We start from the raw sequence: 18,265 nt of genomic DNA, 5'->3' as shown, positions 1-18,265 counted from the left end.
CTGGATCGTCCCTCCATGAAAACTTCTTCCTTCACCGCTGAGATGCGCTATGCCGCACGCCGCTACTTTCAGCTCCACAAGCAGCGTGACGAAGCCGGCTGGGCGCGAGGATTGATCACGGCCAGCATCGGCCTGGCCTTTCCCAGCCTCTTCATCATCCTGGCTCTGCTCTTTGGCAGCGCCAAGATCTCGGCGCCGAGTCTGGGCCTCAGCTGGCTCAACGGCCTGTTTATCGCCTTCCTGATCCACGGGGCCTACCGGCTTATCGAACTGTCGCAGCCGCAAGCCCGGCTGGACGCGCTACAAAGCGGTGGCTGGCGCTCGGGCTTGTTCTTCAGCGTGGTGCCGGTGGCTTGCGTTCTGCTGGGCATGTGGCTGTTCGCACTCGGCCTGGGTTGGTGGATGCAGCAGCAAGTCTGGACGCCGCTGGACAGCACCCGCGGCTTGAGCCAGTTTCTTTTCATCTCGCTGGTGGGCGTCTTGATCGGCTGGGCGATTGACCACCAGGTGCGTCGCCGTCAAGCCCTTCAGCTGCAGGCCACCGAGGCTCGGCTGCTGCACCTGCAAGCGCAGATCGAACCGCACTTTCTGTTCAACAGCCTGGCGGCGGTTCAAAGCCTGATCAAGCCCGCGCCGGACCGGGCCCTGGCCATGTTGGAGCACTTCACCGACCATCTGCGTGCCAGCCTTGCCGCCTTGCGTGAGGACAGCTGCCAGCTGGGCACCGAGCTGCAAGCCGTGCGCAGCTACCTGGCCCTGATGCAGATCCGCATGGGCGACCGCCTGCGCTTTGTGGTGGAGGCCGAGCCAGCGGCCGAGCAGCTGCGCCTGCCGCCGCTGCTGCTTCAGCCCTTGGTCGAAAACGCCATCGTGCACGGCATCGAACCCAAGGATGAAGGCGGCGAGGTGCGGCTGCGCGCCTGGATCGAGGGCAGCGACCTGAAGGTGCTGGTGCAGGACGATGGCCTCGGCCTGCTGGCCAAGCCCCGCCGCAGCCAGCAAGGGCATGGCATCGCGCTCAAGAATGTGCGCGAGCGCCTGGCTGCCCGCTATGGCGAGCGTGGCCGCTTGGAACTTCACATCGACGAGGCCGGCTGCCGTGCCTTGCTCACCCTTCCTATCAACGCTAAAGACCAAGGATCAGCAGCATGAGCCTGCGCGCCATCATCGCGGACGACGAAATTCATCTGGCCGAACACCTGAAATCAGAATTGAACCAGCTCTGGCCAGAGCTGGAGGTGTTGGCTCTGGCCCGGACCGGGCGCGAGGCGGCGCGCCTGATCGAGACCCTGCAGCCCGACCTGGCCTTTCTGGACATCCAGATGCCGGGCTTGACCGGCCTGGAGGTGGCACAAGGAATAGAGGGCAAGACACGGGTGGTGTTTGTCACCGCCTACGATGAGTACGCGGTTGAGGCCTTTGAGCATGCCGCGCTCGACTACCTGCTCAAACCCCTCAAGTCCGAGCGCTTGGCGCGCACCTTGGAGCGGGTGCGAGTGGGCTTGGCGCAAGAAGCGGCTGCGGTGACCGAGCCTCAGCTGGATGCGCGCTTGGCCGGCGCACTGCGGCAATTGTTGGCCAGCGGTGAAAGGCCGGCGGCCGGCTCCGCGCCCGCTGCGCGCTTGCGTTATGTGCGCTCTGGGCAGGGGGAGTTGATGCACCAGATTCCGGTCGAAGAGGTGTTGTACTTCCATGCCGATGACAAGTACACGGTGGTGCAAACGTCCGAGGCCGAGCATCTGATCCGCACGCCCATCACGGAGCTGTCCGAGCAGCTCGACCCCGAGCAGTTCTGGCAGATCCACCGCTCCACCATCATCAATTTGCGCCACCTGGCAGGCACCCGGCGTGACGAGGTCAGCCGCCTGTTCGTGCGCATCAAGGGCCAGGCCCGTGAGTTGCCCGTCAGCCGGGCCTATGTGCACCTGTTCAAGGCCATGTGAGTCAGGATCACCGTGGTGCGGCTGAGCCTCAGCACCGCCTCGCTGTCGCGTCTCACTTCAGCCTCAAACCTTGCGCATCCCACACCTGTACCTGCACGGGAATGCCGGCGCCAACACTCTGGGTGACGGTGCAATAGGCCTCAAAGCTGTTCAAGACACGATCCAGTTGCAGCAACTGGGTTGCTGCAACTCCCAGTGTCAGCTTGGCGTCGATCTTCAACACGCGCACCCGGCCCTCGGCATTGCGGCCGACCTCGGCGCTCACCTCGCAGCGGATCGGCTCGGGGGCTTGCTTGAACTTGCGCAGTGCGAACAACAGCGAGTCACTCAAGCAATTGCCCACAGCGGCCGCCAAGAGCTGCACCGGCGAAGGACCAAGGCCCGCGCCCAGCGGCGGGGGTTCATCGCCCAACAGATCCGGGGCCGCGCCTCCAAACTTGATTTGGAACTGGTAGTTCTGCTGCTGCGTCAACTCGACATGAATCAGGCCTTCAGCCATGGTGGATGCTCCCTAAAGAATTTCGATCAGTCATGCTTCCCGACGCAGGCCCAGCTTGGCCAGCAGGCTCTCCATCAAACACCAGCGGCTGAAACCACTTTGCAGCAGATTGACGCCGACGAAGGCGGTGAAGGCCAGCCACCAGCTGCTCTGAAAGATCGGGCTGCCGGGCACCCCGAGGGCCAGCGACAACAAGATAAAGCTGCCGGCGAAGATACGAACGATTTGCCATGTGCTCATGGGAACTCCTGTGATGAAAAAAGAAGGGGTCAGTCGGCTTTGCCCGTCAGCGCCTGCAAGCGATGACGGTAGGCCATGTAGTACAGCGTCGGGATCACCACCAGGGTCAGCAAGGTGGAGACAAAGATGCCGAAGATCAGCGAGATGGCCAGGCCATTGAAGATCGGGTCATCGAGGATGAAGAAGGCGCCCATCATGGCGGCCAGGCCCGTCAGCATGATCGGTTGTGCGCGGGTGATGGCCGAGCTGACGATCGCCCGCTCAAACGGCATGCCGCTGCGCAGCTGCAGATTGATGAAGTCCACCAACAAGATGGAGTTGCGCACGATGATGCCGGCCAGGGCGATCATGCCGATCATGCTGGTGGCGGTGTACTGCGCGCCCAGCAGGGCATGGCCCGGCATGACGCCGATGATGGTCAAGGGAATCGGCGCCATGATGATCAAGGGCGTCAGGTAGGAGCCGAACTGCGCCACCACCAGCAGATAGATCAAGACCAAGCCGACCGCATAGGCCAGCCCCATATCGCGGAAGGTTTCATAGGTGATTTGCCATTCGCCGTCCCATTTGATGGTGTAACCGCGATAGGCGTCCTGGGGTTGGCTGATGAAGTACTCTTTCAATGCGCGCCCATCCGGTGCGGTGATCTGGCGGATGTCGGATCGCATGCCGAACATGCCGTAGAGCGGACTGTCTAAGCGGCCGGCCATATCGGCCACCACCAGATTCACGGGCAATAAATCCTTGTGATAGACCGGCTGCTCGCGCTCGGTATCACTGATTTGCACCAACTCTTGGATAGGCACCAGCTTGCCGTTGGCCGCGCGAACGCTCAGGGACAGGAGGGCGTTCAAATCGCCTTGTGAGCTGGCCGGCAAGACCAGGGTGGCCGCCGCTGGGTACTTGGCGCCATCATGCAAGTAGCTGACGGCTTCACCAGCCAAACCGGCACGCAGGCTGCTGAAGATGGCTTGCTGCGGCACGCCCAAGAGCGAGGCCTTGCTTCGATCGACCAGCAAGAGCTTGCGCGGCGCGGCAGCGATGCTGCTGTCGTCCACATCGACCAAGCCCTCGGTCTTCTCGAACACCGCACGCACTTGGCGCGCCACCGCTTGGCGGCCCTCGGCGTCCGGCCCGTAGATTTCGGCCACGATGGGCGAGAGCACCGGCGGGCCTGGCGGCACTTCGACCACCTTCACATTGGCACCATGTCGGCGACCGATTTCCTGCAAGGCGGGACGCAGACGAGTGGCAATGGCATGGCTTTGCTCTTTGCGATGGTGTTTGTCCACCAGATTGACTTGGAGATCACCCTGGTTGCTGCCGGTGCGCAGCTGGTACTGGCGCACCAAGCCATTGAAGTTGATCGGTGCTGCCGTGCCGGCATAAGCCTGATAGTGCGTCACCTCGGGCACTTCAGACAGCTGCGCGCCCAGCTCGCGCAGCACGGCCGCGGTTTGTTCCAGCGGCGTGCCGGCCGGCATGTCGACGATGATTTGGAACTCTGATTTGTTGTCAAAGGGCAGCATCTTCAAAAGCACCAAGCCGGTGGCCGGCAAAAGCAGCGAGAGCCCGATCAGCCCGGCAACGACGAGCCCCAGAATGCCGCGATTGCGCGCGCCGCGCTTCAAATCCAACAGCGGCTTGAAGACGCGCTCAAACAGCGGCGCCAGCTTGGCGGACAAACCGTGCAGCGCGTTCGGGTCGCCAGCTTGGTCGGCCGGCAAGGCCTTCATGCCGAGCCGCGCCAGCCAGGGCGTCACCACGAAGGCGATCGCCAAAGACAAGAGCATGCCCATGCTGGCATTGATGGGGATGGGGCTCATATACGGGCCCATCAGCCCCGACACAAATGCCATGGGCAGCAGAGCTGCAATCACCGTCAAAGTGGCCAAGATGGTGGGGCCGCCCACCTCATCGACGGCGCCGGGAATGATCTGCGCCAAGCTCCGGCCCGGGAACAACTGCTGGTGGCGATGGATGTTTTCGACCACCACAATGGCGTCGTCCACCAAGATGCCGATCGAGAAGATCAGCGCAAACAACGACACCCGGTTCAAGGTGAAGCCCCAGGCCCAGGAGGCGAACAAGGTGACCGTCAGGGTCAAGATCACCGCGGCGCCCACGATGGCGGCCTCGCGCCGACCCAGGGCCACAAAGACCAGGGCCACCACCGAGGCGGTGGCAAACATCAGTTTTTGGATCAACTTTTGCGCCTTGTCGTTGGCGGTGGCGCCGTAGTTGCGTGTCTCGCTCACTTGCACATTGGCGGGGATGACGGTGTTGCGCAAGCCGTCCACGCGCTGCATCACCGCGTTGGCCACATCAATGGCGTTCTCGCCGGCCTTTTTGGTGACCGAGATCGTCAGGGCCGGCGCTTCAAAGCGCTGTGACTTTTCAACAGCGCCGCCCAGGCCGTGCCAGACATAACGTGTCGGCGTGGCGGGGCCATCGACAATGTTGGCGACGTCGCGCAAATAAATGGGCTTGTCTGCACGCACACCAACCAGCAAGGTTTCCAAGTCTTGTGCGGATTCAAGAAACGGGCCGGCTTCCAGCGCAATCGCTTGATTGCCTTGCAAGAGATCGCCCAAGGGCAGGCCGGCGTTGGCCGACAGCAAAGCCTGGCGCAGGTCAGCCACGGTCAAGCCCACGCTATTCATGCGGGCGGCGTCCATTTCAACCAACACGGCGCGCCCCGGCCCGCCCAGGCTCTTGACCTCGCGGGTGCCGGGCACGCGCTTGAGCTCAATCTCCATGCTGTGCGCCACCCGCTCCAGATCAAAGGCGCCGGTCTCGGTGTCGCGGCTGAAGAGGGTCAGGGTGACGATGGGGACATCATCAATTCCCTTGGGCTTGATCAGCGGGGCCAACACGCCCAGGCCTTGCGGCAGCCAGTCGGCATTGGCGTTCACCGTGTCGTAGAGCCGCACCAAGGCTTCGGTGCGCGGCACGCCGACCTTGAACTGCACCGTGATGACCGCCATGCCGGGGTTGGAGACCGACATCACATGCTCAACCCCGGTGATTTGCGACAGTACTTGCTCCGCCGGTGTGGCCACCATCTGCTCCACATCCCGCACGCTGGCGCCGGGGAAGGGGATCAGCACATTGGCCATGGTCACGTTGATTTGCGGCTCTTCTTCGCGTGGCGTCACCATCACCGCAAAGACGCCGAGGAGCAGCGCCACCAGGGCCAGAAGAGGCGTGATTTGTGCGCTTTGGAAGAAGGCGGCAATGCGCCCCGAGATACCCATCGGGCTGCTGTTGTTGCTGCTGCTCTCTTGTGTTGTTGGCTTCATGCTTGCGGCTCCTCTCAGCGCTTGCTGGCCGCAGCTTGCGGATTCAGCACCAGGCGTTCACCAGCATTCAGACCGCTGAGGACTTCTTGCTGATCGCCTTGGATCTTGCCGACGCGGACCTGGCGCAGCAGCGGCTGCCCCTTGCTGTCCAGCACATAGACCGCCATCAACTCGGCACGGCGCAGCAGCGCTGACCTTGGTACCAGGAAGGGCGCCGGTGCGGGTTCAGCCAAGCCGGCCTTGCCTGCCACGCCTGCTGGGGCTTTGCTCAGCGAAGCTGTGGACCACAGCACCCGCGCAAACATGCCGGGCACCACACCGCTGAGCCCTGCAGGCAGGTCCAGCCTCAGCTCTTGGGTCAGCGATGCCGCATCGACCGTGGGCAGGATCTGGATCTGGCTCGGCGTGATGTTGCGGCCCGCCGCGCCCAGGCCCGGCAACTCAATGCGGATCTGCCCCTGCGCTGGGCTGCCTGCACTTTGCAGCGCCTGCAGTTGACGACTCAGGCTTTGGCTCAGGTTCTGAGGCAGATGGGTGGTGATGCGCAGGGCAGTCGGGTCGTAGATCGTCGCCAAAGCGCGGCCCGGCATGGCCATATCTCCGAGGGTGACAGGCACATCGGCCACCACGCCGGCATAGGGGCTGCGCACGATGCTAAAGCCGCTTTGGGTGCGTGCCACACCGACCTGGGCCAATTGCGCCTGCACCTGCGCCTGTGTGGCCTTGTACTGGGCTTCGGCTTGGTCCAGCGCGGCCTGGCTGATGTAGTTCTGCTTGAAGAGTTGCTGTTGGCGCTCGAACTCCCGCGCCGCCAAAAGGCCTTGAGCGCGCGCCGCCTGGGCTTGGGCCTCACTGGCTTGGGTGTTTTGCTCGGCCTGCCGAGCGTCGATACGCATCAAGACCTGGCCGGCGCTGACCCGGTCGCCCACCTTGACCTCCATTTGCACGATGGCGCCCGCCACTTGGGCCGCGACCACGGTTTGCCGCTGGGCCTCCACTACTGCGTCGCGGCTGTCTTGGCTCTGTTGAGCTTGGGCTGCAATCAAGAGTGTTTTCAACTCCGGCGCCTTCGCGCTATCGGCGCTGGAGGCATAGGCGGTCGCGCCCAGCAGCAGGCTCGCCGCAGTGGCAGTCAAGGCAAAGGCCAGCCGGTGGGCGCTAGGCAGCAAGGATTTGGGCTTGAGTGGGCGTGCAGAAGAGGGCGTCAGTGGCTTCATGGCTTCTCAGCGGGGTTCAGTTCGCTGGACAGTTGAATCTTGTTGACTTATTATTTAACTAAACACGCAAATAGTCAAATGAGGCCTGAGCAAGCCCCCAAATCAGGAGCCGAGGCTTGCGTGTACTGTGATTGAGCGAGTCTGTCGCCCAGAGCCCCAATGACACAGCCCCTATCAACGAAACCACCACGAAGGAGATCTGAACCATGAATTCCCCCTTGCTACAGCTTGACCCTATCTCCGCATTGGCCGCCCTGCGCGCTGGCGACTGCGCCTTGCTCGATGTCCGTGAGGCGCATGAAGTCGCGCGCATGGCCTATGACGCGCCCACCGTCATATGCATGCCACTGAGTGAGCTGGAGCGCAGGCATCAGGAATTGCCACGCAATTTGGACCTGATCTTGGCCTGCGCCGCCGGTGGGCGCAGCATGCAAGCCTTGCAATACCTGCTGCATCACGGGCACACCCGGGCGCGCAACTTGGCCGGTGGCATGGGCGCTTGGCGCGCCCACGGCCTGCCGGTGCGCGAAGGCGCCTGAGACAGAGGCCTGAATAGGCAAGGCTGGGTGGCTAGCGCCTAAGTCCCACAGACAGGGCCAATCCAAGAGCTGTCTTCCAAGCTGGGCCCGGGCGCTGCGAGAATGCCGCCGAAGTCAATTTCCGGCGGAGCCCTGATGAGAAGCAAATTCCTGACTTGGCGGACATGGCTCACGGCCCTGACCTTGCTCAGTTTGATGGGCTGTGCAGCCGTCTTGTCCACACAAGTCGAGCAGCGCCTGGATCAGCAGTTTGGGCCGGAGGACCCTGCGAAATTTGATGCGCCTGCAAAACCCTTGCTCGCGGGCCAGCGGCAGGTGATGGACTATGACCGTCAGATCAAGCCCTTGCTGGATAAGCGCTGCGTGGTGTGCCATGCCTGCTATGACGCCCCTTGCCAGCTCAAGCTCAGCAGCTTCGAAGGCCTGACCCGTGGTGCCAACCCCAGCGACATTTATGCGAACCGGCTGATCGCCGCCAACCCGACGCGCCTGTATCTAGACGCGCAAAGCAATGCCGACTGGCGCAGCCAGGGCTTTTTCCCGGTCTTGAATGAGCGAGAGTCCTCCCTGGCCGCCAATCGCGAGGCCGGTGTGATGCACCGCCTCTTGGCTCTCAAGCAGCGTGCACCACAAAGCTCGGAGCCCTTGCTTTCAGAGAAGGACTTTGACCTCTCCATCGACCGCAAGGCCCAATGCCCTCGCATCGAGCAAATGGATGCCTACGAGGCCCAGCACCCGCAATGGGGCATGCCTTTTGGCTTGCCGGCGCTGAGCGAGCCCGAGCACCGCGTGCTCAGCAGCTGGCTGGCTTTTGGCGCGCCGCGCAGTGCACCCAAGCCTTTGCCGGCGTCGGAGCTGGCCCAGATTGAGCAATGGGAACGCCTCCTGAACGAAGACAGCTTGAAGTCCCAGCTGATGAGCCGTTATGTCTATGAACACTGGTTCGTGGGGCATTTGTATTTTGATGAGGCCAAGACTGCTGGAGCAGGCAATCAGCCGCAGCACTTCTACCAACTGGTGCGTTCGGCCACACCGCCGGGCGAGGCCATAGTGCCGATTGCGACCCGTAGACCCTATGACGACCCCGGCGTGGCGCGCGTCTACTACCGGCTTCGCCCCCACCAAGAAAGCGTCATCAACAAAACCCATCTGCCCTTGGCCTTGAACAAGGCTCGCATGGCGCGCCTGAAACGTTGGTTTTTGGAGCCCAGCTATGCCTTGAATGCCTTGCCAAGTTACGAAGTCGCAGTCGCCTCCAATCCGTTCATTGCCTTCAGAGCTTTGCCGGTCGAGTCGCGCCACCGCTTTTTGCTGGACGAGGCTCAGTTCATCTTCGCGGCCTTCATGAAGGGGCCGGTGTGCCGAGGCCAGGTGGCCTTGAATGTCATCAACGACTATTTCTGGGTCTTCTTCACCCAGCCTGGCATCGAGGTGCAAAGCCAGGACGAAGATGCTTTGGCGGGCAGCTTGGAAACCCTGCGCATGCCGGCCGAACATGAAAGCACGGCCGGCCTCCTGAGCTTTCGCGGCTACGCCAAGCTGGAGCAGCAGTATTTGCAGCGCAAGAGCGAGTTCATGAACGCACGCTTCGGCGCGCAGTCGCCGGTCACGCTGAAGACCCTGTGGTCAGGTCGCCAAGCCGGGGAGCAGCCGAATCCCAATGCAGCGCTGACGGCCTTCCGGCATTTTGACAGCGCCTCGGTGGTGCAGGGCTTGCATGGTGAGCGGCCTCAGACCGTGTTGGTGCTGGACTTCGCCTTGTTTGAGCGCATCTATTACCTCTTGGTCAGCGGCTTCGATATCTACGGCAATATCGGCCACCAGTTGGCGACGCGGCTGTACATGGACTTCTTGCGCATGGAGGGCGAGTTCAACTTTCTGGCCTTGCTGCCCAAGGCCTCGCGCCAGCTGGTGCATGACCAGTGGTACCGCGGCGCCAGCCCTGCCCATATTGAGCAACTGAGTGCCATGCGCGCCTATTTCGACCAAGAGACCGGCCTGCGCTTCAAGACCGATGAGCCCTTGCCGGAACTGTTTGGCCTCTTGCGCCAGCACTATGCCGGTCTGGATGATGGACAGCACCGCATCGACACCGCGCCGCTGCCCGCAGCCAGCAAAGCGCAGCTGCAAGAACTCTCAACGCTGCAAGGTCGCGCCGCCACCTTGATGCCTGAAGTCAGCTATTTGTGGCTGCAAACCTCTGGCTCAGCGGGCGGGCAGCCCTTCACCTTGCTGCGCCACAGCGCCCACTTGAATGTGGCTTCACCCTTTGGCGAAGAGAAAAAGCGGGTGCCCGATGAAGACCGCTTGCAGGTCTTGCAAGGCTTTGTTGGAGCCTACCCGAATGCCTTGCTGCGGGTGGAATCGGCCGATCTGAAACGCTTTGTGGGCGCCGTCAGTGAGCTGAAATCAGAGTCAGACTATGCCGGCTTGATGCAGCGTTATGGCGTGCGTCGTACCGATCCCGGCTTCTGGCCGCACAGCGATCAGCTGCTGGAAAAAACAAGCCAGCGTCCCATCTGGGAGGCCGGCTTGTTTGACTATTCGCGGCTGGAGAACCGCTGAGCTGCGCCTGCTGGCTTAGATGTGCATCCAGGCCAGCACACCGAGCACAATGCCGACGGCACCCATGGCCAGGGTGCCCATTTCCATCCAGCGCTTCTTTGTCAACAAGGTGATGGCGGCCAAGGCAATCGACACCTGCAAGGCGGTGGTGGCCTGAGCCCAGCGGTGGTGCTGGTGCATCTGCTCTTCGCTCTTGTGATCGAAGTCTTTGGACTCGGCTTCAAAGGCTTCGGCCTTTTCCTTGATCTCGGCCTTTTCCTTTTTGTAGCGCTCGATTTCTTCGGCGTACTTGGCTTTCTTGTCGTCGCTCACCAGCGCAAAAGCTAACTCAGCCATGTTCTGCTTGCTGCTCTTGGCCTGGTAGTAGTTCCACTGGTTCGAGGCTTCGGTCTTTTTGATGGCCGCGTCGTTCTTGTACAGGCCGGCGTTGGCCTGGGTGGCGCCGCCCATATAGGAAAACATCGCGCCGATGGTGGCCAAGATCGCCGTGATCACCGCCAGCTTGCCGGCAATGCCTTTGTGTTCATGCTGAGCCGCATGCTCCATTTCATGGTCGTGGGGGCCGTGGACGTGAAAGCCGTGTCCGGACATCTGTCGAAACTCCTATGGGGTCAGGTCTTGCGGCGCTGATAGCGCACAAAGTGGAAGGGCCAGCCATGGCCGCGTTCGGCCGGGCTGAAGTGAGTTTGGCGCGAGACTTCTTCAAAGTCTGCAGCTCGCCAAGCCGGGAAGAAGGCATCCGCGCCCTCGGCCTCGGCATCGAATTCGGTCAGTTCCAAGCGATCTGCCAAGGGCAGGGCCCGCGCATAAATCTCTGCACCACCCATGACGAACACCTCGTTCTCGCCGCCGCAGGCAGCCAGCGCCGCTTCAATGGAGGCAAAAACTTCAGCACCTTCTATGCTCATGTCGGGCTGTCGGGTCAGCACCAGATTGCGGCGCCCGACCAGGGGGCGAAAGCGCGGCGGAATCGAGTCCCAGGTCTTTCGACCCATGATGACGGTGTGGCCCAGGGTCAGCGCCTTGAAGTGCGCCATGTCCTCGGGGACGCGGAAGATCAACTCATTGCCTCGGCCGATGGCGCCCCCACGCGCCACGCCGGCAATCAAGCTCAGCGTGGTCATACCGCCACCGGCGCCTTGATAGCGGGATGCGGGTCATAGTCGCTCAGCTCGAAGTCTTCGAATTCATAGTCAAAGATCGAGGCAGGCCGGCGCTTGATCTGCATCGTCGGATAGGCGCGGGGCGCGCGCTCCAGCTGGGTTTGCACCTGCTCGAAGTGGTTGCTGTAGATGTGGCAGTCGCCGCCGGTCCAGACAAAGTCGCCCAGCGCCAAATCGCATTGCTGCGCCAGCATCTGGGTCAGCAGCGCGTAGCTGGCGATATTGAAGGGCACACCCAGGAAGATATCGGCGCTGCGCTGGTACAACTGGCAAGACAGCTTGCCCTCGGCCACATAGAACTGGAAGAAGGCGTGGCAAGGCATCAAGGCCATTTGGTCCAGCTCGGCCACATTCCAGGCGCTGACGATGATGCGGCGCGAATCCGGGTTGTGCTTGAGTTGCTTGACCACCTCGGCGATCTGGTCGATGTGGCTGCCGTCAGCCTTGGGCCAACTGCGCCATTGCACGCCGTAAACAGGGCCCAAGCCTCCGTCTTCACGCGCCCATTCGTTCCAGATGGTGCAGCCGCGCTCTTGCAGCCACTTCACATTCGAGTCCCCACGCAAGAACCACAGCAGCTCCAGGATGATGGACTTCAGGTGCACTTTCTTGGTGGTGACCAGGGGGAAGCCTTCGTTCAAGTCGAAGCGCATCTGGTGGCCGAAGACCGAGCGGGTGCCGGTGCCGGTGCGGTCGGTCTTGGCGACGCCATGCTCGAACACATGGCGCATGAAGTCCTCGTACTGGGCGCGCACCGGGCGGGTATCAAGGCGGCCTGCTGAACTGGTGAGAGGGCTGGATTGCGGCATGGCGGGGGCGCTTGGCGTCGTGCTGGTCATGGGGCGCGATTCTAAGGCGGTGGGTTGCAGAGGACGGCGGTCATGGTTTCAAGCTATTCTTTCCGTCAGACAGTTCTTCATGTAGGTGCCATCATCAAAACGACTTCCATCCTCTTCGTCCTGGCTTTGGCCGCTGTTGGCCCCGCACAGGCCCTTTCCAATCTGCAGGCCATGAAGAATTCGGCCTTCTCGCGCTTCAGCCCGGCCGATCAAAACCTGCTGCGCGCGCAGATTGACCAGGCCATTGCCAGCCCGCAAGACGGTGCGAGCTTTGAGTGGAAGAGCGAGAAGACGCGAGCTTCCGGTCAGGTCACTGCGCTGGAGCGCAACAAGAGCCGTGGCCTGGACTGCCGCAATCTGCGCATTGCCAATGCCTGGGGTAATCTGAAGGACGAAGGCGTGTACCGCTTCTGCCAGGATGCCAAGGGTCATTGGAAGCTCGCTGGCCCCGTCCTGGAGTAAGGAGCTGAGGCTGAGCTTTTTTCCAGCCTCAGCCTCCCAACCAATGGCGCAGCGTTGGCCCTGAGTTTTTGCCTGGGTTGAGGGCGCGCCGGCAGGGCTGCTCGGCGGGCTCGGGTTTGCTCAAGAGTCGTTGCGCCAAGATGGACAAGCCGCCCGTGGCCACCTTCAAACCGACCTGGGTGGCTTGCTGGGCCGTGCCTGCGGCGTCCCAGCTGATATTCGGCTGGTTCAGCGGCCCTTCCAGTTGCACCAGCGCCGAGAGATTGGCCGCGCTGACGCCTAGGCCTTTTTGGGTGCTGGGGCGCATGGCCAGGCTGAGGTTTTCCTTGCCGAGGTCAATATGACCCTGGGCGGCCAAATTGAATTGCTCGGACTCCAAGGCGATGGAACGGTCCACCTGGGCCCGTCCCTGTTTGAAGGGCAGGCGCATCACGGCGCAGCGTATCGGGTTGTCGCGTCGTTTTTGATCGCCCGGCAGCAGCGCTCGCAAAGTGCCCATCAAGACATCGGTGCCCAGATGATTGGCTTGGCCCTGCAAGACGAAATTGCGGGCATCGAGCAAGACCTGACCCTCCAGCGACGAGACCCACTCGTGGGCGTCGTCACCACGGGCTGAGACATCGATGGCCATGCGCAGGGCGCCGCCGCGCAGCGCAGGCGGTGATGCAGTGCTCAGGTAGGGGCCCAAGGCATCAACTTTGATGTCTCGGCCATCCAGCTTGAGGAGCCACTTCGGCGGCTGCACCCTGGTTTGCGAAGCGCCGGCCTTGGCGGGCTCCAAGGCCGGCAAACCCAAGTCAGCCGAAGCCTGCCATTGCCCGCCCGCCATTTGCCACTGCGCGCTATTCAAGCGCAGGCTTTGCGCTCGCAGATCGACATGCGCGAGCAAGCCTTGCAGTGGTGGCAATTTGGGCGCGTGCAAAGATCGGATGTCCAGCGCCAGGTCGAGTTCCAAGGGAAAGGCTTTGGGCAAGGGCCAGCTGTCACGGCTGAAGACGGGCCCTTTTGAACTTGAAGGGCTGGATCGGCTTGGGTCCGCCTTGCCAGCGGGGCTCTTCGCCTTGGGCAAGAAGGGCGCCAGGTCCAAGGACTCGGCCTTGAGCTTGAGTTCCAGCCGCAGCGGCTGACCGCCTCGCTCGAAGAGCTCACCCTCTACCGTCTGCGCTGCGGCCGATAGCTTGAAGGGTTGCACCGAGAGCAGGGCGCCTTGGCGGCGGACTTGCGCATCGAGTTGCAGCGCCTGAGGCAACTGTCTGAGCAGCTCGGCGCGCCTCGGCATCAGGGCTTGCAGCGCCTGGCTTTCGCTGAGCGCGGCCTTCAGCTCAAGATTGAAATCCCCCGCGTGGGCGCCCAGGGCCAGTTGGCCCTTGCTGCTCAAATTCAAGCCTTCCAGCTGCAAGGTCAGATCAAAAGGCCAGAACTCACTCTGGGCGCTGAAGGCAGCCAGACCGCCAAAGCGGCCCTCGATGCGCAAAGCCTGTTCAGCCAGTGCCAAACGGGCTTGCAGCGCATAGTCCGACTGCTGAGCACGCAGATTCAGTTCGTCAATATGCAGCTGTAGATCTCGCTGCAAGCGGGGGCTGTGCAGGGTGACTCGGGAGTCCAGCCATTGGACGTGAGCGAGGCTGAAATCCCCTGGTTTGCCCTGGGGCTTGGGCTTGTTTGCGGCCTCTGTGCTCGCGACGGATTTGCTTGGGCTGAAGGCCCAGTTGCCTCGTCCTTGCTCGTCAACTTCGAGCCAGATGTCGGCGCCTTCGATCAAGATGCGCTGCACCTCGATGCGCCCGTCCAGCAAGGGCTTCAGCGCCAATTCCAGCGCGGCTTTTCTGACGCTGAGCATGTCCGGCCGGTTGCCCCAATCGAGATTGGCCAGGTGCAGGTCCTCCACCACCACCGCGATATTGGGCAGCAGCCGCCAGCTGATGGGGCCGCGGATCGCGAACGCGCGGCCGGTCTTGGCCTGCACCTGCTCGGCCACCATGGCCAAGAGGCGCTCAGGCGGATAAGCCCGCTTCAGTGCGAGAAAACCCAGCAGCACCATCAGGATCATGGCGGCCAGCAGCCCCAAGACCCAGCGCAATTTGGATCGATGCTGTTTTTGCATTCAGCTCTGCGGTGTCCAGCCTCCACCCAGCGCGCGATACAGCGCAATCACCGAGGCATAGGTGCCGCTGGTCAACTGGGTCAGCTGCATCTGCGCGTCAAAAAGCTGACGCTGTGAGTCCAGCACCTCGAAGTAACTCGAAATCCCATTGGCGTAGCGCAGCTCCACCAAGCGCAGACGTTCGCGGCTTTCGCTGACGATGGTTTGCGTGGCATTGCGCTGCTCGCGCAGGTGCTGAAAGCGCAGAAGCGCGTCTTCCACCTCGCGCAGCGCGATCTGCGTGGTGCGCGCGTAGTTCTCCACCGCGATGCTTTGCTGCGCTTCGGCCGCGGCCAGATTGCTGCTCAGGCGCCCGCCGGTGAACAAGGGCAGGTTGATGGCCGGCGTGACGGTGTAGGCGCTGCGGTCCCCGTCCACCAAGCTGCTCAGCTGCGGGCTGATGAAGCCCAAAAAGCCGGTCAAAGAAATGCTGGGCAGATGGGCTTTGCGCGCAGCGGCAACGCTGGACTGGCTGGCCGCCAAGCTCAGCTCAGCGGCGCGCACATCGGGCCGGCGACTCAGCAGGTCCGAGGGGATGCCGGCCGGCAAGGTCTCTGGCAGCGCGTACTGGCTCAGCGGCGTGTTGGCGTGCAAGGGGCCGGGGTTGCGGCCAATCAGCAGGCACAGCGCGTTTTCTTGCAGACCGCGGTTTTGTTGCATCAAGGCCAGCGCCGCTTCGGCTTGGGCCAAGGACGTGGCGGCCTGGGTCACATCCACTTTGGAGACCACACCGGCGTTGAAGCGCAGCCTCACAATGCGCAGCGATTCGGCGCGCGAGCTCTGGGTGCTTTTGGCGATCTCGATGGACTGGTCAAACTCCAAGAGCTTGAGCCAGCCGGCCGCGATCTCGGAAACCAAACCCACTTGGGCAAAGCGCTGCAGCGCTTCGCTGGATTCCAGATTGCGCAGCGCCGCATCATTCAAAGAACCCAGCCGCCCCCACAAATCAATCTCCCAGGCCGGCATGGCCACACCCAGGCGATAGTTGGAGGAGACCAGGTTCTCCGTGCTGCTGAGCCCGCTGGGCGCGCGCTGGCGGCTTGCGCTGGCGTCTGCGCCCAGGCTTGGCAAAGAGGCGGACTTTTGCAGACCGTACTGGGCCCGCGCCAGCTCCACTCTTTGCGCGGCGATGCGGATGTCTGGGCTGTTGCGCAGCGCCTCTTGGATCAGGGCTTCAAATTCGGCGTCACGAAACAGGCTGGCAAAGGGCCGCTCGGCCAGATTGCTTTGGGTATTGGCCGGGCTCTTCCAAGCCTGCGGCATGGTCAGGGGTCTATCGGCCTTGGGTCCATCAGCGGAATGATCCGGCGTGCTGCTGCAAGCGCTCAGCAGCAGGGCGCTGGCCAACAAGGCCATGGTCATCGGTGCTGAGGCATTGAAGGAAGGACGATGGCGTTTCATGCTTGCACCTCCTCGGCCTTGTCGCTGGGCTTGGCTGCATCGGGCGGCGCTTGCTTCGGTTTGGATTTGCCGCCGAACCAGCTCATCATGGCCACATAGAACAGCGGTGTGAAAAACACCCCCACCAGGGTGGCCGCCAACATGCCGCCCAAGATGCCGGTGCCCACCGAGTGTTGGGTGGCAGCACCCGCGCCGGTGGCCTTCACCAGCGGCAAGACGCCCAGAATAAAGGCCAGCGAGGTCATCACAATCGGCCGCAGACGCTGGCGCCCGGCCTCAATGGCGGCCTCGACAATGCCCTTGCCGGACTCGTACTGCTGCTTGGCGAACTCCACGATCAAGATGCCGTTCTTGCCCGCCAAGCCCACCAGGGTGATCAAGCTGACCTGGAAGAACACATCGTTCGGAGATTGTCGGAAGAGCAGAGCGATCAAGGCGCCCAAAATCGCAATCGGCACGATCAGGAACACGGCCACCGGCAGGGTCCAGCTTTCATACAGCGCGGCCAGGAACAGGAACACGAAGATCAAGGACAGTGCAAAGATGCCGGCCGATTGAGAGCCCGCCGAGCGTTCTTGCAAAGACTGGCCTGACCACTCAAAGCTGGTGCCCTCGGGCAGCGTGCTGGCGGAGATTTCTTCCATGGCCTGCAGCGCCTCGCCGGAGCTGCGGCCGGGCGCCGGCCCGCCATTGAGTTGCACCGAGGGGTAGCCGTTGTAACGGGTCAAGGCGATGGGGGCCGAGCGCCATTCGGTGCGCATCAAGGCGGCCAGGGGCACGAGGTCACCATTGGCATTACGGATCTGGAAGCGCTCCAAGGCCGCAGGGTCAGAGCGGAAGCTTTGTTCCGCCTGCATCTTGACCTTGAGGTTGGTGCCAAAAGCGGTGAATTGGTTGACGAAAGAGGAGCCCATCAAGGTGCCCACCGTGGCATAGAGATCGGGCACCGAGACGCCCAAGGCCTTGGCCTTGTTGCGGTCCACATCGAGGAAAAGGGTCTGAACCTCAGGCGCTGCCACGCTGCGGGCGCCGAGCAGTCGCTCATCCTTGGCCGCTGCGCCGGCAATCGCCATGGTCGCTGCATTGAGTTTGGCGCGGTCGCCATCCAGAGACAGCAGCCGGTAGTCAAAGCCGGCCACATTGCCCATGCCTGAGATTGGCGGCTCGTTCAGCGCGAAGACCCGAGCCTCGGTGATGCTGGCGAACTTTTGATTGAGTCGCTTGATCAGGCCGGCCACGCGGGTTTCGGGCGTGTTGCGCTCCTCCCAAGGCTTGAGGGTGGTGAAGACAAAGGCCTGGTTGGCATAGCGATAGAAGATGGAGAAGCCCAGAATCGCGGTGCTGTCCTTGATGGCGTCTTCGCTGGCCAAAATGGCTTCGGCTTTCTTCAGGGCTTCGCGGGTGCGCTCGGGCGAGGCGCCAGCAGGCAAGTCCACCGCCACATAAATGGTGCCCTTGTCTTCTTCCGGCACAAAGCCGCCCGGAATGGCGCCGAACAAATACACCACCCCGGCGATCAAGCCGCCGTAGACCGCCCATGACAAGAGCTTGCGCCCCAGCAGCAGCTTCACGCCAGCCACATAGCCGCCGGTGACCCGCTCAAAGAAACGGTCGAAGGCTTGGATCGGCTTGAGCTTTTTCATGCCGGGCTTCAGGATCAATGCGCACAGGGCCGGCGTTAGCGTCAAGGCGGTGATGGCCGAGAGCAGAGTGGCGAAGGTGATGGTGATGGCGAACTGCTTGTACAGGGTGCCGGTCACGCCGCCCAAGAAGGCAATCGGCACGAACACCGCGCAAATCACCGCCGTCACGCCGACGATGGCGCCGCCAATGCCCTGCATGGCCTTGATGGCCGCACTGGTCGCGTCCAGATGCTCGTCGTGCATGATTTTCTCGACGGCCTCCACCACCACGATGGCGTCGTCCACCACGATGCCGATGGCCAGCACCAG

The 18,265-nt window shown here is 62.5% G+C and carries 15 protein-coding genes; 5 read left to right on the top strand and 10 right to left on the bottom strand.

Annotation, left to right across the window (positions count from 1 at the left end; all coding sequences use genetic code 11):
- Window positions 1–15 precede the first annotated feature (15 nt).
- Both ACOVRJ_RS21680 and ACOVRJ_RS21675 read left to right on the top strand, forming a co-directional pair.
- Entirely contained in the window at window positions 16–1,152 is a 1,137-nt protein-coding gene (locus tag ACOVRJ_RS21680) for a sensor histidine kinase (protein ID WP_422045894.1), read from the top strand.
- A complete protein-coding gene (locus ACOVRJ_RS21675; protein WP_422045893.1) occupies window positions 1,149–1,943 on the top strand; it encodes a LytR/AlgR family response regulator transcription factor in 795 nt (264 codons plus the stop codon). The genes ACOVRJ_RS21680 and ACOVRJ_RS21675 overlap by 4 nt, the downstream gene beginning before the upstream one ends.
- Window positions 1,944–1,995: 52 nt before the next feature.
- Here ACOVRJ_RS21675 and ACOVRJ_RS21670 read toward each other — a convergent pair whose 3' ends face one another.
- Genes ACOVRJ_RS21670 through ACOVRJ_RS21655 form a run of 4 tightly spaced genes read right to left on the bottom strand, consistent with a single transcriptional unit; the run spans window position 1,996 to window position 7,201 of the window.
- On the bottom strand, window positions 1,996–2,442 hold the full coding sequence (locus ACOVRJ_RS21670; protein ID WP_422045892.1) for an OsmC family protein: 447 nt from the start codon (window positions 2,440–2,442) through the stop codon (window positions 1,996–1,998).
- Between the two features lie 30 nt (window positions 2,443–2,472).
- Entirely contained in the window at window positions 2,473–2,682 is a 210-nt protein-coding gene (locus ACOVRJ_RS21665) for a YgaP family membrane protein (protein ID WP_422045891.1), read from the bottom strand.
- Between the two features lie 29 nt (window positions 2,683–2,711).
- The gene (locus ACOVRJ_RS21660) at window positions 2,712–5,939 is read right to left on the bottom strand and encodes an efflux RND transporter permease subunit (protein WP_422045906.1); all 3,228 of its coding nucleotides are present in this window, start codon (window positions 5,937–5,939) and stop codon (window positions 2,712–2,714) included.
- Window positions 5,940–5,998: 59 nt separating this feature from the next.
- Complete coding sequence (locus ACOVRJ_RS21655; RefSeq protein ID WP_422045890.1) at window positions 5,999–7,201, bottom strand: efflux RND transporter periplasmic adaptor subunit; 1,203 nt, start codon at window positions 7,199–7,201, stop codon at window positions 5,999–6,001.
- A 206-nt stretch (window positions 7,202–7,407) separates the two neighbouring features.
- Here ACOVRJ_RS21655 and ACOVRJ_RS21650 point away from each other — a divergent pair, with 206 nt between their 5' ends.
- Together ACOVRJ_RS21650 and ACOVRJ_RS21645 are read left to right on the top strand one after the other, a co-directional pair.
- The gene (locus ACOVRJ_RS21650) at window positions 7,408–7,740 is read left to right on the top strand and encodes a rhodanese-like domain-containing protein (protein WP_422045889.1); all 333 of its coding nucleotides are present in this window, start codon (window positions 7,408–7,410) and stop codon (window positions 7,738–7,740) included.
- 135 nt (window positions 7,741–7,875) lie between these two features.
- Window positions 7,876–10,305, top strand: a complete 2,430-nt coding sequence (locus ACOVRJ_RS21645; RefSeq protein WP_422045888.1) for a fatty acid cis/trans isomerase — start codon at window positions 7,876–7,878, stop codon at window positions 10,303–10,305.
- Window positions 10,306–10,320: 15 nt separating this feature from the next.
- Here the strand turns inward: ACOVRJ_RS21645 and ACOVRJ_RS21640 are convergent, their stop codons facing one another.
- The 3 genes from ACOVRJ_RS21640 to ACOVRJ_RS21630 are packed head-to-tail and all read right to left on the bottom strand — an operon-like array spanning window position 10,321 to window position 12,277.
- Window positions 10,321–10,896, bottom strand: coding sequence for a DUF4337 domain-containing protein (locus ACOVRJ_RS21640; protein ID WP_422045887.1), 576 nt, complete (start codon window positions 10,894–10,896; stop codon window positions 10,321–10,323).
- A 20-nt stretch (window positions 10,897–10,916) separates the two neighbouring features.
- Window positions 10,917–11,429, bottom strand: a complete 513-nt coding sequence (locus ACOVRJ_RS21635; RefSeq protein WP_422045886.1) for a dihydrofolate reductase — start codon at window positions 11,427–11,429, stop codon at window positions 10,917–10,919.
- Complete coding sequence (locus ACOVRJ_RS21630; protein ID WP_422045905.1) at window positions 11,426–12,277, bottom strand: thymidylate synthase; 852 nt, start codon at window positions 12,275–12,277, stop codon at window positions 11,426–11,428. The genes ACOVRJ_RS21635 and ACOVRJ_RS21630 overlap by 4 nt, the downstream gene beginning before the upstream one ends.
- Before the next feature lie 72 nt (window positions 12,278–12,349).
- Here ACOVRJ_RS21630 and ACOVRJ_RS21625 point away from each other — a divergent pair, with 72 nt between their 5' ends.
- On the top strand, window positions 12,350–12,769 hold the full coding sequence (locus tag ACOVRJ_RS21625; RefSeq protein WP_422045885.1) for a hypothetical protein: 420 nt from the start codon (window positions 12,350–12,352) through the stop codon (window positions 12,767–12,769).
- Between the two features lie 28 nt (window positions 12,770–12,797).
- Here ACOVRJ_RS21625 and ACOVRJ_RS21620 read toward each other — a convergent pair whose 3' ends face one another.
- The 3 genes from ACOVRJ_RS21620 to ACOVRJ_RS21610 form a co-directional block, all read right to left on the bottom strand.
- Window positions 12,798–14,873, bottom strand: a complete 2,076-nt coding sequence (locus ACOVRJ_RS21620; protein ID WP_422045884.1) for an AsmA family protein — start codon at window positions 14,871–14,873, stop codon at window positions 12,798–12,800.
- Entirely contained in the window at window positions 14,874–16,313 is a 1,440-nt protein-coding gene (locus tag ACOVRJ_RS21615; RefSeq protein WP_422045883.1) for an efflux transporter outer membrane subunit, read from the bottom strand.
- On the bottom strand, window positions 16,310–18,265 hold a 1,956-nt coding region (locus ACOVRJ_RS21610), incomplete at its 5' end, for an efflux RND transporter permease subunit (RefSeq protein ID WP_422045882.1). The genes ACOVRJ_RS21615 and ACOVRJ_RS21610, both read right to left, overlap by 4 nt.

The sequence above is a fragment of the Roseateles sp. genome (assembly GCF_049240545.1).
In the GTDB taxonomy this organism is placed as follows: domain Bacteria; phylum Pseudomonadota; class Gammaproteobacteria; order Burkholderiales; family Burkholderiaceae_C; genus Paucibacter_A.
Note: the sequence above shows the minus strand (reverse complement) of the source record. Positions and strands in the feature narration are given on the sequence as shown.

Bases quoted from the DNA above. Each gene is read 5' to 3' on its own strand.
- ACOVRJ_RS21680 (WP_422045894.1), top strand. From the start codon at position 16: ATGAAAACTTCTTCCTTCACCGCTGAGATGCGCTATGCCGCACGCCGC.
- ACOVRJ_RS21675 (WP_422045893.1), top strand. From the start codon at position 1,149: ATGAGCCTGCGCGCCATCATCGCGGACGACGAAATTCATCTGGCCGAA.
- ACOVRJ_RS21670 (WP_422045892.1), bottom strand. From the start codon at position 2,442: ATGGCTGAAGGCCTGATTCATGTCGAGTTGACGCAGCAGCAGAACTAC.
- ACOVRJ_RS21665 (WP_422045891.1), bottom strand. From the start codon at position 2,682: ATGAGCACATGGCAAATCGTTCGTATCTTCGCCGGCAGCTTTATCTTG.
- ACOVRJ_RS21660 (WP_422045906.1), bottom strand. From the start codon at position 5,939: ATGGGTATCTCGGGGCGCATTGCCGCCTTCTTCCAAAGCGCACAAATC.
- ACOVRJ_RS21655 (WP_422045890.1), bottom strand. From the start codon at position 7,201: ATGAAGCCACTGACGCCCTCTTCTGCACGCCCACTCAAGCCCAAATCC.
- ACOVRJ_RS21650 (WP_422045889.1), top strand. From the start codon at position 7,408: ATGAATTCCCCCTTGCTACAGCTTGACCCTATCTCCGCATTGGCCGCC.
- ACOVRJ_RS21645 (WP_422045888.1), top strand. From the start codon at position 7,876: ATGAGAAGCAAATTCCTGACTTGGCGGACATGGCTCACGGCCCTGACC.
- ACOVRJ_RS21640 (WP_422045887.1), bottom strand. From the start codon at position 10,896: ATGTCCGGACACGGCTTTCACGTCCACGGCCCCCACGACCATGAAATG.
- ACOVRJ_RS21635 (WP_422045886.1), bottom strand. From the start codon at position 11,429: ATGACCACGCTGAGCTTGATTGCCGGCGTGGCGCGTGGGGGCGCCATC.
- ACOVRJ_RS21630 (WP_422045905.1), bottom strand. From the start codon at position 12,277: ATGCCGCAATCCAGCCCTCTCACCAGTTCAGCAGGCCGCCTTGATACC.
- ACOVRJ_RS21625 (WP_422045885.1), top strand. From the start codon at position 12,350: ATGGTTTCAAGCTATTCTTTCCGTCAGACAGTTCTTCATGTAGGTGCC.
- ACOVRJ_RS21620 (WP_422045884.1), bottom strand. From the start codon at position 14,873: ATGCAAAAACAGCATCGATCCAAATTGCGCTGGGTCTTGGGGCTGCTG.
- ACOVRJ_RS21615 (WP_422045883.1), bottom strand. From the start codon at position 16,313: ATGAAACGCCATCGTCCTTCCTTCAATGCCTCAGCACCGATGACCATG.